Raw genomic sequence first — 17,345 nt, 5'->3', positions numbered from 1 at the left:
GAGATTTAACTAAGTGAACAAACAGCCAAGCAGAATTGGTCTGTATCTGGTGCTGATCATTGCTCTGGTAGCCGGATATTTCTATCTGAATAACCAGGTGGTTTCACAGAGCAGTTACACACAAAAGCAGCTGGAACAGGCTCTTGAAGACAACAAGGTGGTTGATGCAACGATTCAGCAGAACAGAGAAGTTCCTACCGGTGCAGTGATCGTGGATACCACTGATTCCGGTCAGAGAAAGGTCTATGTGACAGATGTCAATGAGGCAATCTCACTGCTGAATAAATACGATATTGATGTTACAACTCAGGATGTGCCTGGAGATAATGTATTTCTGACAACTTTGCTTCCTGTTCTTCTCACAGGGGCACTTGTGATCTTTCTGATCATGATGATGAACCGTCAGATGTCAGCCGGCGGCGGTGGAAATGCCAAGATGATGAATTTTGGAAAGAGCCGCGCGAGAATGTCATCCCCGGATGATAATAAGAAAGTGACATTTGACAAGGTTGCAGGTCTGCAGGAAGAGAAGGAAGATCTGGTGGAAGTGGTAGACTTCCTGAAATCTCCGCAGAAATACACAAAAGTAGGTGCAAGAATTCCAAAAGGAGTGCTGCTTGTAGGCCCTCCCGGAACAGGTAAAACACTTCTGGCAAAAGCGGTAGCCGGAGAAGCCGGAGTTCCGTTCTTCTCCATTTCCGGTTCAGACTTTGTGGAAATGTTTGTAGGTGTTGGTGCATCACGTGTGCGTGACCTTTTTGAAGAAGGTAAACGCCATGCACCGTGTATTATTTTTATTGATGAGATCGACGCAGTCGCAAGACAGCGTGGAACCGGTATGGGCGGCGGCCATGATGAGAGAGAGCAGACATTGAACCAGCTTCTCGTAGAGATGGATGGTTTTGGCGTAAATGAAGGAATCATTGTAATGGCAGCGACTAACCGTGTGGATATCTTAGATCCTGCTATTCTGCGTCCGGGACGTTTTGACCGTAAGGTTGCAGTAGGACGTCCGGATGTGAAGGGACGAGAGGAGATTCTTCGCGTTCATGCCAAGGATAAGCCTCTTGGAGAGGATGTAGATCTGGCTCAGATCGCGAGAACAACAGCCGGATTTACAGGTGCTGATCTGGAGAATCTTCTGAATGAAGCTGCTATCGAAGCGGCGAGACAGGGAAGAGGATTTATCCTTCAGTCAGATATTAAGGGAGCTTTTATCAAAGTCGGTATCGGTGCAGAGAAGAAGAGTAAAGTAATCTCTGAGAAAGAGAAGAGAATTACAGCTTACCATGAATCCGGACATGCGATTCTTTTCCATGTACTTCCGGACATGGATCCTGTTTATACGATTTCCATTATCCCGACAGGAATGGGTGCAGCCGGTTATACCATGCCGCTTCCTGATAATGATGAGATGTTTAATACCAAAGGACAGATGCTGCAGGATATCACGACTCTGTTAGGTGGACGTGTGGCAGAAGAGATTATCTTTGGGGATATTACGACGGGTGCATCCAACGATATCAAACGTGCGACAGCTACTGCTAGAAGCATGGTAATGAAATATGGTATGTCTGACAGACTAGGTCTGATCTCTTATGGTGATGACGATGATGAAGTATTTATCGGAAGAGACCTGGCTCATACCAGAAGTTACAGTGAAGACGTAGCCAAGGCAATTGACGAAGAAATCCGCCGTATTATCGGTGAATGTCACGACCAGGCGAAGAAGATTATTCTGGAGCATGAGGACGTTCTTCACAGGTGTGCAAAGCTTCTTCTCGAGAAGGAAAAGGTGCACAGAGACGAATTTGAAGCACTTTTTACAACAGAAGAAAACGAAACAGAAAATAGCGATATATAATATATACAAAAAAGTGTGCCGAATTTTGTGAAGTTTGTGCACACTTTTTCCTTGCCTCATGCTATTATATAAATCGTAAAAACCCCCCAATACATTATATAGTTTTTGCTACACCCCATAAGAAGAAATACCTTCTCCAAAAAAGCCAGCTTATCCCGCTGGCTTTTTTACTGCCTTAAAAATACGCTGATCAGCAGATATCCCAGGAAAAGACGATATTGTCTTTTCCTGATTTTTTTACCATATACATGGCACTGTCTGCTAATTCCTGAAATAATCTTTTTCATACGATGTCTTCACTTTCGGAAACAGGTTTTTGTACCGAAAATAATAATTAATTATAGCTGCATTATATCGGATTTGTGAAAATATCACAAGGATAAACTGCGAAAAATATAAAAACATGTGGATTTTCATGGAATATCGGAGAGAAAAAATGTATAATCAAAGAAATGAATGAAGATATACTTGTGCAGAATCACTGAATAGATAAGTATTTTTGGGAAAAACAGATGGTTGTCAGATGGTTTATTTTAGGATAAAATAATAAAATGATAAATGACAGAGAGGACTGGACGGAAATGGAACATGAAAAAGCAGATATAAAAAAAAGAATGCAGTACATCCTGAATATGCGTCCTGTGTTTAATAAAGAGGCGCTTTTCAGTGACGGAACAGAATATTACAGAACACCTGCAGAACCAAAGGCAGGAGATACAGTAACGATCAAATTCCGTACCCAGAGAAATAATGTAGATTCTGTATATCTGGTAAGCCAGGAGCAGCGTGTGCAGATGGAGATTTGCGAGACAGAGAACGGATTTGATTATTATTCTGCCCAGGTAACCATTGGAGAAGACATCTTCCGTTATTATTTTGAGATACAGTATGGCTGGGTAACCTGCTATTATAATAACATTGGAATCAGTACGAAGCATGAAGGCAGAATGGATTTCGAGATCTATCCGGGATTTGATACACCGAAGTGGGCAAAAGGTGCGGTTATGTACCAGATTTATGTAGACCGCTTCCTAAACGGAGACCCTACCAATGATGTTGTAACCGGAGAATATCATTATATTGGAGATAAGAGTGTACAGGTAGAACAGTGGAATAAGATTCCGGCAGTGATGGGTGTGCGTGAATTTTACGGCGGTGACCTGCAGGGAATTATGAATAAACTTGATTATCTGCAGGATCTGGGTGTTGAGGTTATTTACCTGAACCCAATCTTTGTCTCTCCAAGTAATCATAAATATGACTGCCAGGATTATGACTATGTAGATCCTCATTATGGCAGGATTGTAGAAGACTGTGATGAAGGAATCCTTATCGGAGATGACAGTGATAATTCCCATGCATGGAAATATATTAAGCGTGTAACCGACAAGAAGAATCTGGAAGCCAGCAATGAGCTGTTTGCCAAGCTGACAGCAGAGATTCACAGAAGAGGAATGAAGATTATCCTGGATGGTGTATTTAACCATTGTGGTTCCTTCAATAAGTGGCTGGACAGAGAGCGTATTTACGAGAATCAGGAAGGATATCCGAAAGGAGCTTATATCTCAGCAGACAGTCCGTACCGTAACTTCTTTTCTTTTAATGATCAGAATGCCTGGCCGTATAATACCACATATGATGGCTGGTGGGCACATGATACGCTGCCTAAGTTAAATTATGAAGGTTCCAGGGAATTGTATGATTACATCCTGCGTATTGGACAGAAATGGGTATCAGCACCTTACAATGTAGATGGATGGAGACTGGATGTGGCAGCAGATTTAGGACACAGTAATGACTTCAACCATCAGTTCTGGAAAGATTTCCGAAAAGCAGTGAAGGCTGCAAATCCAAATGCGATTATTCTGGCTGAACATTATGGAAATCCGGAAGGATGGCTGCAGGGTGATGAATGGGATACAGTCATGAACTATGATGCGTTTATGGAACCGCTGACATGGTTTCTGACAGGTATGGAGAAACATAGTGATGAATATCGTGAGGATCTGCTTGGAAACAGTGAGGCATTTATCGGAGCCATGAAAACTCATATGAGATCCCTTCATATGTCAGCTCTTCAGACTGCGATGAACGAGTTATCAAACCATGACCATTCCAGATTCCTGACCAGAACGAATCACAAAGTCGGACGAATTTCTTATGCAGGCGCAGAAGCTGCATCAGAGGGTGTAAATCCGGCAGTTATGCGTGAAGCGGTTGCCATCCAGATGACATGGCCGGGTGCACCGACAGTATATTATGGAGATGAAGCAGGACTTTGCGGGTTTACAGATCCGGATAACAGACGTACGTATCCATGGGGACGTGAGGATTATCAGATGATTGATTTCCACAGAGTGATGATCCGTATCCATAAGAACTATGAAGTATTAAAGACAGGTTCGCTGGGATTCCTCTGGAATGATTATCAGGGACTCTGCTATGCAAGATTTTCAAGAAAAGAGCAGATGATCGTGATCATAAATAACCAGGCCGAGAGCCGCGACGTGGAAATTCAGTTATGGCAGGCAGGCATCAGTCGTCTTGCAGATACGAAGCTTAAGAGGATTGTTGTGACATCCGCAGAAGGATTCACGGAGGAGCCGGAAGAATATACAGCCACTGCCGGAATATTAAAGATTACTATGCCGGCATTTGGCACGATGGTATTGCATCATAAGAATTAATAGAAAAAACAGTGAAGATATAGAATAGCAGCAAAGGCAGTTTCTTTTTTGATAAGAGACTGCCTTTGCTGCTGTTATTGTTCCTTCTGTTTTCAATAGTATCTTTGTTACTGTTCACACACCTCGCGGGATAGTAGACTGCTGAATAGTTACAAATAAATACAAAAAAGGTTCAGACAATTGTCTGAACCTTAGTGGATGGAGAAGGATTCGAACCTTCGAAAGCGTTGCTAACAGATTTACAGTCTGCCCCCTTTGGCCACTCGGGAATCCATCCTTGAACCGAAATTTATTATATATGAAACAGACAAAGAATGCAAGAACTTTTTTTACAAAAATAAAAATTATATCCGTCTAATTTTGTTTGTCATTTTTTTAGCAAAATGGTAGACGAAAAAGCAGAAATCTGGTAAGATAACCATATCTGGATATAGATTTACTTCCATATCAAAGATTGATTAGAGTGACTGGGAAAGAACAACAGTTACTACAGATTAGGAGGAATTTATCATGTTAGTAAGCGCAACAGAAATGCTGAAAAAAGCAAAAGCTGGTCATTATGCAGTTGGACAGTTCAACATCAACAACCTTGAGTGGACAAAGGCTATCCTTTTAACAGCTCAGGAACTGAACTCTCCTGTAATCCTTGGTGTATCCGAAGGTGCTGGTAAATATATGACTGGTTATAAAACAGTTGTTGGTATGGTTAACGGAATGATGGAAGAACTGAACATCACAGTTCCTGTAGCTCTTCACCTTGACCACGGCAGCTATGAAGGATGCTTAAAATGCGTTGAAGCAGGATTCTCATCCATCATGTTCGACGGATCTCATTATCCGATCGAAGAGAACGTTGCAAAAACTAAAGAACTTGTTAAGATCGTTGCTGACCATGGAATGTCTCTGGAAGCAGAAGTTGGTTCCATCGGTGGTGAAGAAGACGGTGTTGTAGGAATGGGCGAATGCGCAGATCCTCAGGAATGCAAGATGATCGCAGACCTTGGCATTGACTTCCTTGCAGCTGGTATCGGTAACATCCACGGAAAATATCCGGCTAACTGGAAAGGATTAAGCTTTGAGACTCTGGATGCAATCCAGAAACTGACAGGAGAGATGCCTCTGGTACTTCACGGTGGCACAGGTATCCCGGCAGATATGATCAAGAAAGCTATCGACCTTGGTGTATCCAAGATCAATGTAAACACAGAATGCCAGCTTTCTTTCGCAGCAGCTACACGTAAATACATCGAAGAAGGAAAAGATCAGCAGGGTAAAGGATATGATCCTCGTAAACTTCTTGCACCTGGCTTCGAAGCAATCAAAGCTACTGTTAAAGAGAAAATGGAATTATTCGGATCAGTAGACAAAGCCTGAGACATAAAGGCATAAAGAGAGAACAGACTCTGACAGGATTGACCTGACGGGGTCTGTTTTTTTCTTCTTTTTATGACATAAAAAATGTATATATAAAAAAATCAATATCTGAAAAATTTATCATGTTTCTTGATTTTTTATCATGGCGAAATCCTGCTGAAAAATTTACAATATACTCAAGTTAAGAAACAGAAAACGTCATAGGAAAAGGAGAGAAAACGATTATGAAGATGAAGAAAGTAACAGCAATGGGAATGGCAGTACTTATGGCAGCAACTATGATCCCGGCAGTACCGGCAATGGCTGATGACGCTGGAAAGGTTTATTACTTAAACTTCAAACCAGAGCAGGATGAAGACTGGCAGAACCTGGCAAAAGAATACACAGAGGAAACTGGTACAGAGGTAACTGTTGTTACAGCAGCTTCCGGACAGTATGAGACAACACTTCAGTCAGAAATGGCAAAGAGTGATGCTCCTACCTTATTCCAGGTAAACGGACCGGTTGGCTTGAAAAACTGGAAAGATTACTGCTATGACCTGAAAGATTCCGATATTTACTCACAGCTGACATCTGATTCCTACAGCTTAAAGGATGGAGATGCAGTGGACGGAATCGCATATGTAATCGAATCCTATGGTCTGATCGTAAATAAGACCTTACTTGAAAAAGCAGGATATACTCTGGACGATATTAAATCCTTTGATGATTTAAAGAAAGTTGCTGATGATATCCAGAGCAAAAAAGATGATCTGGGAATTAAGGGAGCATTTACTTCCGCAGGTATGGACGGATCCTCTGACTGGAGATTTAAAACACATCTTGCAAACCTTCCAATCTACTATGAGTACAAAGAAGACGGAGTCGATGATACAGATGCGATCAAAGGTACATACCTTGATAACTACAAGAATGTATTTGATCTTTACATTACAGATTCTACCTGTGACGGTTCTGAGCTTTCTGCAAAAACTGCAGATGACTCCAGAAATGAATTTGTAAATAGTGAAGCAGTATTCTATCAGAATGGTTCCTGGGAATATAGTGAACTTGCTAAAACATTCAAAGATGATGAGCTGGCTATGATCCCGATTTACTTTGGTGTAGATGATGCAAACGAAGGTCTTGCAACTGGTACAGAGAATTACTGGTGTGTAAATAAGAATGCATCTGAAGCTGATGTAAAAGCAACACTTGATTTCATGAACTGGTGTGTAACCTCTGAAGCAGGAACAAAATCCATGGCTGAAGATATGGGATTCACAATTCCTTTCAAAACAGCAGAGGCACCAAGCAACGTATTTGTAAAACAGGATGCAGAGTATACAGAAGCTGGTCTGACACCTGTATCATGGAACTTCACAACAATGCCATCTGAAGAGTGGAAAAACTCTCTTGGATCTGCTCTTACAGCATATGCAGCAGGATCAGGTTCCTGGGATGATGTTAAGAGCGCGTTTGTTGACAACTGGGCAACAGAGAAGGCACTTTCTGAATAATGAATTAAAAAATAAGGGAGGCAGAGATTCCTGTCTCCCTTTTATAGATTCTAAGCAGAGAATGGGAAGAATAGGAGAGATTTACCATGGTAGGAAAAACAATCAAAAAGTGGTGGCCAATTTTCGTCCTGCCTACACTGGCTGCATTTATAATTGGATTTTTGTGGCCGTTTATCTGGGGAATTTACCTTTCATTTTGTAAATTTACCACAGTGCAGGATGTTACTTTTGTAGGATTTTCAAACTATCAGAAAATATTACTTGACAATACTTTCAGCCATGCGTTCTGGCTGACTGTAGCATTTGCCTTTATATCCAGTATTCTGATCAATGTTCTGGCATTTGCCATTGCACTGGCGCTGACAAAGGGATTCAAGGGCACCAATGCATTCAGAACTGTATTCTTTATGCCAAACCTGATCGGTGGTATTGTTCTTGGATACATCTGGCAGACCTTATTAAATGGTCTGTTATCCAAATGGGGACAACCGCTGCTGGCTTTGTCTGCAAAGAACGGATTTATCGGTATGCTGATCCTTCTGTGCTGGCAGCAGATCGGATATATGATGATCATTTATGTGGCAGGTCTGAATAATGTTTCACCTGATCTTATCGAAGCGGCACAGATTGACGGAGCTACATCCAGACAGATTCTGTTCAAGATTAAAATACCGATGATCATGCCGTCTGTTACAATCTGTACCTTCCTTACACTGACAAATGGATTTAAAATGTTCGACCAGAACCTTTCTCTTACAGGTGGAGATCCTGCCAAGCAGTCTCAGCTCCTTGCCTTGAATATCTATGATACATTCTATGCACGAAGCGGACCACAGTGGAAGGGAATCGGTCAGGCAAAAGCGGTAGTATTCTTTATTCTGGTTGTAGCCATTGCCCTGATTCAGCTTAAAGCAACATCATCTAAGGAGGTACAACAGTAATGGAAAACAATAAAAAGAAAAGTATTATTCCTATAATTATATTAACCATACTGTCCCTTCTCTGGATTTATCCTATTATACTGATCCTTTTAAACTCTTTAAAAAAGGAATCAGCCATTACAACTACAGGAGTATTTGAACTTCCTCTGGGTGAAATATGGAATGGAGTTACAAACTATGTAGCCAGCGTAACACAGATGGATTTCCTGAAATCTTTCTGGTACAGCCTTGTGATCTCAGTTATGTCAGTAGTACTGATCCTGCTGTGCTGCTCTATGTGTGCATGGTATATTGTCCGTGTAAATGGAGCGCTTTCCAAGATTTTATACTATCTGTTCGTATTTAGTATGGTAGTTCCTTTCCAGATGGTTATGTTCACTCTGGCAAAGACGGCAGATACACTGAAACTGAACACTCCTTATAATATCTGTATTATTTATCTGGGATTTGGTGCAGGACTGGCAGTATTTATGTTCACCGGTTTTGTAAAGGGAATCCCACTGGAAATTGAAGAGGCTGCCCTGATCGATGGATGTAATCCGTTACAGGTATTTTTCAAGATCCTGATTCCAATCCTGAAGCCTACCATTATCTCCACTGCAATCCTTCAGCTGATGTGGGTATGGAATGACTATCTTCTGCCGACCCTGGTACTGGATATTAAGAAATACCGTACCATTCCTATGGCAGTACAGTACTTCCGCGGAAGCTTCGGTCATGTACAGATGGGACCGATGATGGCAAGTATTATGATCGATATTATCCCGATCGTTATTGTTTACCTGGTATGCCAGAAATATATTATTGAGGGTGTTGTTGCAGGCGCTGTAAAGGGATGATAAAATAGAGTTATCAGCAGGATAAAGATAGTTCCGTTGCCGGGCTATCTTTATTTGCTTTTCGATATATCCGGGGTGGATTATCGGAGTACAGTAAAAATAAGGCGGGGGACGCATATGTATAATGTATTAATTGTTGATGATGAGAAGATAGAGAGAGAGGGAATCAGATTTCTTCTTTCCAGAGAAGAAGGGGACTTTCATATTTTAGAAGCATCCAATGGGAAACAGGCATTGAATGTGCTGCGCAGTGAAAATATTGATCTGCTTCTCACAGATATAAAAATGCCGCACATGGACGGGCTGGAACTTTCGAAGCGTGCAAAGGAAGAAAATGAGGAACTGCAGATCGTGATATTCAGTGGTTATAATGATTTTACTTTTGCACAGGAAGCTATCCGGTATGGAGTAAAGGAATATGTACTGAAACCGGTAGATCCGGATATTTTTCATGAAACTATCGGCAAAATAAAACAGGAAATTGAAAAAAATAAAAATAACAAAATCCGCAGTCAGAAAGAACAGGATTTCCTACAGCAGTATTTTCTGCAGAATTACATTTATGCAGGAAAAGAAGAAATTCTGGAGAAAGCCAGGGATATGGTGGACCTGGAGAAATGGAATCAGTGGCACTGTGGGATTCTGATAGAATCTTCACAGGCATTTTTTGATACAGCAGATGATGATCTGGTAGAGAATCTTCAGAAGGAACTGCGCAGAGTATTTTTTTATCTGAATCTGAATGGCAGGCAGTCATTGCTTCTGTTTAATGATGTGTACTGTGACTATGTGCTGGTGGCAAATCATCTTTATTCTATTATGAAACGTCAGTATCAGGGGAGTTTTCATCTGGCTGTCAGCAGAAAGTTTGAAGGGTGTGAAGCTCTGCCGGAAATCCTGGCAGAACTGGAACAGCAGATGGAGGAGCGTTTCTATCATCCTGAAAATCATGTATTTACCAATGAAGAAGAGGAATTCCGTCATGTAGACAGGTCTGCGCAGGATTCACAGCTGATGCAGAGGATTTCCGAAGATATCAGCCGCAGGGATCTGGAGCAACTGATGATCCATTTTAAATGTCTGGCTGATAAATATAAAGAAAGTACACAGTTTTCAGCCATGTATATAAAATTTGTGTTTTCCAATGTGATCCAGGCACTTTTCGAGGAAACACAGTTTTCAGAGGAAAGGCGTCTGGATAAAGAAATCGATCGTCTGTATAACTGCACTGATATTTCTCAGATCCTTAAGGTTACAGAGGAAAATATTAAGGAGTACGGAGCTTTTCTGGAGAGGTCTATGAGTGAATCCAGAAATGAAGTGGCATCAGTGAAGAATTATATTTACCAGCATTATGCAGAAGATCTGAGTCTGGAGATGCTGGCGGAGAAGGTATACCTTTCTTCAGGATATCTAAGCTTTATTTTTAAGAAAGAGACAGGGATGAACCTGAATCGTTTTATCAGGGTGTTCCGTATGGAAAAAGCCAAGGAACTTCTGTGTGGTACAAATATGAAGGTAGCGCAGGTCAGCGAAGAGGTAGGCTTTTCCAATGTATCTTATTTCTGTCGTAGTTTCAGGGAATATTATGGCAGCAGTCCTGAATCCTACAGGAAAGGAACAGGTGAAGATGAAGAACATCCGAAAGAAATTTAGGGATATGAAGTACCGTCATAAGCTGACGATCCTCCTTGTGATCGCAAGCCTGGTTCCTATGACGGTACTTGCTTTATACAGCCATATCAGCATGAGCCGTCTGGTACGGCACAATGAACTGGAGGATACATCCTCCATTCTGGAACAGACCAGGGAGAGCATTGACAGCCAGATAGAGATTTTTACCAGCCTGCTCAACTATCTTACGTACTCACCGGACATTGAAGAGGTGATTAATGAGAAAAGTATGGATAATTATATGGCATATGAGAAATATACCTATATTGTGGATCCTCTTCTGACTGTGCCGAAGTCATATCATGATGCTATTGAACAGATTCAGCTTTTTGCACAGAGTATTAAGGTTCGCCATGAATATACACTGGTGCCTTTAAGCGAGATGAAGCAGGAATGGTGGTGTGATTCTCTCACTGATGATGTGCAGGTGCAGTGGATGGTGAATACCGAAAAGCCGGAAATCGTGGCAGTCAGACAACTTTACAACGGAAAGGAACTGGAGGCTGTTTTATGCATTACTCTGGATTACAATAAGATCTTTAAACCACTGAATAATGTGATCGTAGAGGAATCCGGAGGAATGGTTCTGGACAAATCAGGAAATATTTTGTACCGCAGAGAGGAAATACAGGAGAATGATCTGGCAGATAAGACAGATTCTCAGGAAGTGCTGGAAGCCGTGCAGAAGAATTATGTATCTGTAAGCAGCATCAGCAGGGATACAGGATGGGAATTTTATCTGTACAAGACCAGAAAATCCATTGAACAGTCAGTATATCAGATGTTGCTGACAGAGATACCTCTGATCATAGGATGTGTACTGATCATTTTTATCCTGGGACTGGTTTTTTCCAGATTGTTTACCAGGAAGATTGAACAGCTTACAAGAAATATGGATCAGGTGAACCATGGCATCAGGGAAGTTACAGTTTACAGTGATTCGGAAGACGAGGTGGGACTTCTGATCCGCAGCTTCCGAAGGATGATGGGGGAAATCGACAGGCTGATCAGTGAAGTATATGAGAATAAGATTGCACTGAAGGAATTTGAACTGAAGGCTCTGACTGCACAGATCAATCCTCATTTCCTGTATAATTCTTTATCTATTATCAACTGGATGGCTATTAGAAGTGATCAGAAAGAGATTAGTAAAGTTACATTGGACTTATCTACGTTTTATCGTACAGCGTTGAGCAAAGGGGAAGATATGGTCACAGTGGAGAATTGTATCCGCAATATCCAGGCCTATCTGTCTATACAGCTTGTTATGCATGATAATGATTTTCAGATCGAATGGAACATTGATCCACAGGTGAAAACAGAAAAAGTACCGAAACTGATTCTGCAGCCGGTGGTGGAAAATGCTCTGGAACATGGTCTGGATGTGAAGGAAGAAGGGGAAAAAATCCTGAAACTTTCTTTTCTGGATAATGGCAGTGATGTGCTCCTGCGAGTGGAGGACAATGGACTTGGCATGGAGCAGGAGGTGGCACAGCGGCTGATCATGTATCAGGCAGAAGGTTATGGCCTGAAAAATGTCAATGACCGTATTTGCCTGTTGTATGGAAAGGATTATACTATCCGCATTTTGAGTAAAGTGGGCGAAGGTACCAGGGTAGAGATGAGGATCCCGAAAGGAGAAATATCATGAGAGCAGAGAAAAGCGGCAAAAACAACAGATATAAGATGATATTTCTGGTGAGTATCATGGCTGGGCTGATCGTAACAGCAGGATGTAGTAAAACATCTGAAGATAAAGTGAAGGGATCAAAGACACAAAGCAGGATGACACAGGAAGATTCTGAGCAGTGGGAGAAGGCGCAGACAACACCTTATGACAGATATCCGGAAACAGTGACCTATACTCTGGCACAGATGAGTGGGGCAAATAATTCAAATATGCCTCAGGGTGCTACTTATGAGGATAATGCTTATACCAGATATCTGAAAGAGATGCTGAATATTCAGAATGAGAATACTTATATGGAAAGTGAGGACAGATATAATGAATTTGTAAATGTGCTCATCAAGGACAGGACCCTGCCTGATGTGATGGTGATTTCTGACAAAAATACGCTGGATGAAATGGTGGAAAACGATCTTGTGGAAGATCTGACGGATGTGTATAACTGCTGTACTTCTGATAAGATCAAGGAAATGTATGACAGCTATGGAGCTGAACTTCTGGATTCTGTACGCTATGACGGAAGGCTGATGGCAATGCCGGAGACTGTTATCGATCATGGCCCGTGTCTGCTGTGGCTCAGAAAAGACTGGATGGAACAGCTGGGGCTTGAAGAGCCGGAATCTCTGGAAGATGCATTTAATATAATAGAGGAATTTCAGAAAAACCGTATGGGAGCAGAAGATGGGGAAAATCCTATTGGTCTGGTATGTGATACTTCTCTGGTGGGGACTACCAGCAGCAGCTATTCAGTAGATCCTGTTTTTCAGGAATTTGGGGCTAATCCTCAGAGATGGCAGAGAAGTGAGGATGGAAGGATTGTTTACGGTTCACTGACAGAAGAGACAAAAGACGCACTGCAATATCTGAATAAGCTGTATGAACGTGGAATCCTGGATCAGAACTTTGCACTCCGGGCTTCTAATAATCTCAGGGATCTGGTGGTTAACGGAAAATGTGGAGCGTTTTTCGGACTTTGGTGGACCCCTAACAATCCTTTGATGGAAGAACATGAGAAGAATCCGGAATCAGACTGGGAACCTTATTATTTTCCGGCAGATATGAAGACTGCATCGGAAACCTATGCCTCATTTCGTGATAATAAATATGTGGTAGTCAGGAAAGGATATGAACATCCGGAAATAGTGATGAAAATACTCAGTGTACTGTTTGACTATACCAGGTATGAAGCAGATGATGCAGAGGAAGTCAACAGTTATTTTGCCCTGAATGTAGATCCTACAGCAAGACCACTGGTGATCAATGTAGATTATAATGAGGCTACTTATAAGGTAACGGAGGATATGCAGAAAGTTATTGCAGGGAAAATGCAGGAGGAGGAACTGAGTGCCATTGAGAAATCTTATTATTCAGCCTGTATGAATTATCTGAAAGGTAAAAATGTTACAGGGGAGGACTGGGCTGCTTACAAGTCAAGGATTTCAGCAGTAGGAGTACTGGTGGAGGCCCACTATCAGCCACCGGGTAAAATTTACCTGGAAACTTCGGATCTTGAGGTGCCACAGATGCTTCAGACTCTTGAAAGAGATGCATTTATCCAGATTATTATGGGACGGCAGCCATTATCCTATTTCGATGAATTTGTGCAGGAGTGGTATGCCCAGGGAGGAACTCAGCTTTTGCAGAATATCCGAGATAACTGCGATGAATAGAAAACGAGAAACGAAAGTATGAGTTACAGATACTTTCGTTTCTTTTTATATAATAAGCATTGGATAAAATGAAAATATGTAACTGTTCAGTATCTTTACAACAGTTGATGAAGAGTTACAAAAATATAACAAAAGCAGGGGAAGAAACTATGACGAAAAAGACGATCACAAAAAGGACATGGAAATTGCTTCTGGGAATCTGCATTGCGGCAGTATTGTCTATAGGAATTGGTTTATTTGCCTATATACATATGATCGATACCAAAACTCTGGGACGGAAGATTTCCATATATGGTTTGGATGTGTCAAAGCTTACAGCAGAGAAAGCACAGCAGAAGATAAATGAGGCATTTCATAACAAAAACATAATATTCCATGAAGATGGAGAGGATGTTTACAGTGTTTCTATGGCTCAGCTTGGATACAGCCTGGAGCCGGACAGTCTGAGAAATGAGTTGGAAACACTGCAGCAGGAGAGGAGTCAGGATTTCAGGCTCTTTGCATCTGAGAAAGATTATACAATTGATTATCAGATCATTAAGAATGAAAATCAGGAAAAGACAGCTCTGGCAGCAGAGAACTTCGATAATAAAGAAAGAACAGAATCAGCGGATGCCCATATTAGATACAGTAAAAAGAAGAAAAAATATATTCTGGTTAAACAGGTTCAGGGAAATCAGATTGATGAAAACAGGCTGCTTAACTATGTGGAGGAAACTCTGGAGAAAAATTTTAAGACTAAACTGCTTGCATCTGATGTGAAAATCAATCTGGGTGAAGAAGTTTACCGCCAGCCGGATATTGAAGAATCTGGTGAAATGAAACAGAAGGTAAAGAAATTAAATAGTCTGCTGAAAAAATACCGCAGTACAACAGTTACTTATCTGTTTGGTGAGGAAACACAGGTGCTGGAATCAGATACGATCAGTTCCTGGCTGCAAATCAAAAACAGTGGTATCAGCCTTGATAAGGATGCGGTGGCAGACTACATATCGAATATGGCGAACAAATATAATACGATTTATGTTCCACGTGCCTTTCATACATCGCTGGGAACAGATGTGACAGTTTCTGATAATGAATATGGATACAGGATCGATCAGGATGCAGAGCTGACACAGCTTCTTGAAGATCTTAAAAGTGGTGAAAATATATCCAGAGAGCCGGTGTACAGCAGCAGTGGCATGAAGAGAAACGGAACAGATGATCTGGCAGGCAGTTATATAGAAGTCAGTCTTGATTCACAGCATTTATGGCTGTATAAAGACGGTGCACTGGTTACAGAAACAGATATTGTCAGCGGCGCGCCGACAGCAGAACGTGAGACATACAGAGGTGCATGGCCAATAGCATATAAAGCAAGCCCGTTTACGTTAAGTAGTGATGAATATGGATATGCAGTGAACGTGAAATACTGGATGCCATTTGTTTATGGGCAGGGACTTCATGATGCATCCTGGCAGTCTGCATTTGGAGGAAACAGATATAAGACAGGAAATGGAAGTCATGGATGTATCAATCTGCCGGAAGATCAGGCAGCATTGATATATAATACGATAGATGGAGGATATCCTATTATTATTTATTAAAGATATATAGGATGGATTTCGTCTGTCTGATCAAAGAGAAAGAATAGAGGAGGTACAAACATGGAATTTCAGAATCTGATTGAAAAGAGGCGGAGTGTTCGTAAATACGCAGAGGGGAATACTGTGACTAAGGATGAAATTCTGAGTATGATAAAAGCTGCTCAGGAGGCGCCTTCATGGAAGAATTCTCAGACAGGACGTTATTACTGTATTATGGATACGAAGGATGTGGATCAGTTCAGACGGGAATGTCTGTCGGAAATGAATGCAGGTAAATGTGAGAATGCAGTATTGCTGGTCAGTACTTTCGTACATAACAGAGCTGGTTTTCAAAAAGATGGAACTGCGGATAATGAACTTGGAAATGGATGGGGATGCTATGATCTCGGGCTGCAGAATGAGAACTTGATATTAAAGGCAGAAGAACTGGGATATGGAACTCTTATTATGGGGATCAGGGATGCGGATAAGATCAGAGAATTTTGTTCTGTTCCGGAAACGGAGACAGTTGTTGCGGTAATTGCGGTCGGAGTTCCGGGGGAAGAGCCTGGACGACCAAAGAGGAAGGATACAGAAGAGATAGTGAAGTTTTTGTAAGATCAGCTGAAGTGGACGCAAGCTCAAATCATTCTCTTCGGCTCGGTTTCGGGTCTTAAGAAAAGCTAAGCCCCGGAAAATCAGCTAAAAGCATTCGCAGATAACTCAAACTCGCTGCGCTCAGACAGTGAGTGATCTGCGAATAACGCAGATTTTCCGGGGCTAAGATTTTCTAAAGACCCTGCAAATGTCGCCGAAGAGAATGATTTGAGCTTGCTGGCTGTTGGCTGTGACTGAAACGGCTGAAGGAGAAGGGGTATGGTGGTTTGTTGGTTTTGCGAAATAGAAAAGTTTCCTATATATAGTATGAATGGGACGGAAAAGCTGGGGTGTTGTGTATATATGGTATGTGGGTGCTGTGTGTAGGGCAGGGCTGGATGAGGGCGGAGGGATGGAATTCAGGTGTCAGATGGGATGAATGTCTGATGTGGACTGGGTGAATCCTGGAGTGTGTTTGAAACACGCTCTAAGGTGGAAATAAAAAAGTTTGTCAAATTATGAAATTAACTGTTGACATTGTGGTTTTTCGGTGTTATATTAGATGAGCTGTCGGAAATAATTGTTTATAAGATAAAAACAATTTAAATAGATTTCTGAAAGAAAAAAGAAATTAAAAAAAGTGCTTGACAACTTAAAACAAACATGTTAAAGTAATCAAGTCGCTTGAACAGAGCTGACAGTCATACATCTGGGAAACGTTTCGAGAAATCGAAAGAGTCCGAAAAACTTTGAAAAAAACTTAAAAAAGTGCTTGACAAAGAAAAACAGATGTGATAAAGTAAACAAGCTGTCGCAAGACAGACAACCTTGATAACTAAACAGTGAAACACATACGATTCTCGAAAATTCTTTACACATGAGCATCGAAAGATGCGAATGCGGTTCGATTCGTAAGAAACGAACTTCATTGATTGAGAACGGTTT

Annotated in this window: 11 protein-coding genes and 1 tRNA gene; 11 read left to right on the top strand and 1 reads right to left on the bottom strand. The window is 41.4% G+C overall.

Annotation, left to right across the window (positions count from 1 at the left end):
- Positions 1 to 13: 13 nt before the first annotated feature.
- Both ftsH and WKT11_RS06940 read left to right on the top strand, forming a co-directional pair.
- Entirely contained in the window at positions 14 to 1,864 is a 1,851-nt protein-coding gene (ftsH, locus tag WKT11_RS06945; protein WP_117843998.1) for an ATP-dependent zinc metalloprotease FtsH, read from the top strand.
- Between the two features lie 551 nt (positions 1,865 to 2,415).
- Positions 2,416 to 4,551, top strand: a complete 2,136-nt coding sequence (locus tag WKT11_RS06940; protein ID WP_340283420.1) for a glycoside hydrolase family 13 protein — start codon at positions 2,416 to 2,418, stop codon at positions 4,549 to 4,551.
- A 195-nt stretch (positions 4,552 to 4,746) separates the two neighbouring features.
- On the opposite strand, the gene WKT11_RS06935 is transcribed toward WKT11_RS06940, so the two are convergent.
- Positions 4,747 to 4,828: transfer RNA gene (locus WKT11_RS06935), tRNA-Tyr, on the bottom strand.
- Positions 4,829 to 5,061: 233 nt separating this feature from the next.
- Here WKT11_RS06935 and fba point away from each other — a divergent pair.
- The 9 genes from fba (at position 5,062) to WKT11_RS06890 (ending at position 16,421) form a co-directional block, all read left to right on the top strand.
- Positions 5,062 to 5,925, top strand: a complete 864-nt coding sequence (gene fba, locus WKT11_RS06930; protein ID WP_117844000.1) for a class II fructose-1,6-bisphosphate aldolase — start codon at positions 5,062 to 5,064, stop codon at positions 5,923 to 5,925.
- Between the two features lie 224 nt (positions 5,926 to 6,149).
- A complete protein-coding gene (locus WKT11_RS06925; protein WP_119242487.1) occupies positions 6,150 to 7,424 on the top strand; it encodes an ABC transporter substrate-binding protein in 1,275 nt (424 codons plus the stop codon).
- An 86-nt stretch (positions 7,425 to 7,510) separates the two neighbouring features.
- Positions 7,511 to 8,365: a carbohydrate ABC transporter permease gene (locus WKT11_RS06920; protein ID WP_117844002.1), complete on the top strand. Its 855-nt coding sequence runs from the start codon at positions 7,511 to 7,513 to the stop codon at positions 8,363 to 8,365.
- Positions 8,365 to 9,204: a carbohydrate ABC transporter permease gene (locus tag WKT11_RS06915; protein WP_119242486.1), complete on the top strand. Its 840-nt coding sequence runs from the start codon at positions 8,365 to 8,367 to the stop codon at positions 9,202 to 9,204. The genes WKT11_RS06920 and WKT11_RS06915 overlap by 1 nt, the downstream gene beginning before the upstream one ends.
- Positions 9,205 to 9,321: 117 nt before the next feature.
- On the top strand, positions 9,322 to 10,860 hold the full coding sequence (locus WKT11_RS06910; RefSeq protein WP_117844004.1) for a response regulator transcription factor: 1,539 nt from the start codon (positions 9,322 to 9,324) through the stop codon (positions 10,858 to 10,860).
- The gene (locus tag WKT11_RS06905) at positions 10,757 to 12,529 is read left to right on the top strand and encodes a cache domain-containing sensor histidine kinase (protein WP_243009548.1); all 1,773 of its coding nucleotides are present in this window, start codon (positions 10,757 to 10,759) and stop codon (positions 12,527 to 12,529) included. The genes WKT11_RS06910 and WKT11_RS06905 overlap by 104 nt, the downstream gene beginning before the upstream one ends.
- A complete protein-coding gene (locus tag WKT11_RS06900) occupies positions 12,526 to 14,235 on the top strand; it encodes an extracellular solute-binding protein (protein WP_340283412.1) in 1,710 nt (569 codons plus the stop codon). Before WKT11_RS06905 ends, WKT11_RS06900 begins: the two co-directional genes overlap by 4 nt.
- A 149-nt stretch (positions 14,236 to 14,384) precedes the next feature.
- A complete protein-coding gene (locus tag WKT11_RS06895; RefSeq protein WP_340283410.1) occupies positions 14,385 to 15,824 on the top strand; it encodes a L,D-transpeptidase family protein in 1,440 nt (479 codons plus the stop codon).
- Between the two features lie 60 nt (positions 15,825 to 15,884).
- Complete coding sequence (locus WKT11_RS06890; RefSeq protein WP_117844006.1) at positions 15,885 to 16,421, top strand: nitroreductase family protein; 537 nt, start codon at positions 15,885 to 15,887, stop codon at positions 16,419 to 16,421.
- Positions 16,422 to 17,345: the final 924 nt, after the last annotated feature.

This window comes from Blautia sp. HCN-1074 (assembly GCF_037890165.1).
In the GTDB taxonomy this organism is placed as follows: Bacteria; Bacillota; Clostridia; order Lachnospirales; family Lachnospiraceae; genus Blautia_A.
Note: the sequence above shows the minus strand (reverse complement) of the source record. Positions and strands in the feature narration are given on the sequence as shown.

Excerpts from the sequence above, each read along its gene's own strand:
- WKT11_RS06915 (WP_119242486.1), top strand. The coding sequence starts at position 8,365 with ATGGAAAACAATAAAAAGAAAAGTATTATTCCTATAATTATATTAACC.
- WKT11_RS06900 (WP_340283412.1), top strand. The coding sequence starts at position 12,526 with ATGAGAGCAGAGAAAAGCGGCAAAAACAACAGATATAAGATGATATTT.
- WKT11_RS06910 (WP_117844004.1), top strand. The coding sequence starts at position 9,322 with ATGTATAATGTATTAATTGTTGATGATGAGAAGATAGAGAGAGAGGGA.
- WKT11_RS06895 (WP_340283410.1), top strand. The coding sequence starts at position 14,385 with ATGACGAAAAAGACGATCACAAAAAGGACATGGAAATTGCTTCTGGGA.
- WKT11_RS06905 (WP_243009548.1), top strand. The coding sequence starts at position 10,757 with ATGTATCTTATTTCTGTCGTAGTTTCAGGGAATATTATGGCAGCAGTC.
- WKT11_RS06925 (WP_119242487.1), top strand. The coding sequence starts at position 6,150 with ATGAAGATGAAGAAAGTAACAGCAATGGGAATGGCAGTACTTATGGCA.
- WKT11_RS06890 (WP_117844006.1), top strand. The coding sequence starts at position 15,885 with ATGGAATTTCAGAATCTGATTGAAAAGAGGCGGAGTGTTCGTAAATAC.
- WKT11_RS06920 (WP_117844002.1), top strand. The coding sequence starts at position 7,511 with ATGGTAGGAAAAACAATCAAAAAGTGGTGGCCAATTTTCGTCCTGCCT.
- WKT11_RS06940 (WP_340283420.1), top strand. The coding sequence starts at position 2,416 with ATGATAAATGACAGAGAGGACTGGACGGAAATGGAACATGAAAAAGCA.
- fba (WP_117844000.1), top strand. The coding sequence starts at position 5,062 with ATGTTAGTAAGCGCAACAGAAATGCTGAAAAAAGCAAAAGCTGGTCAT.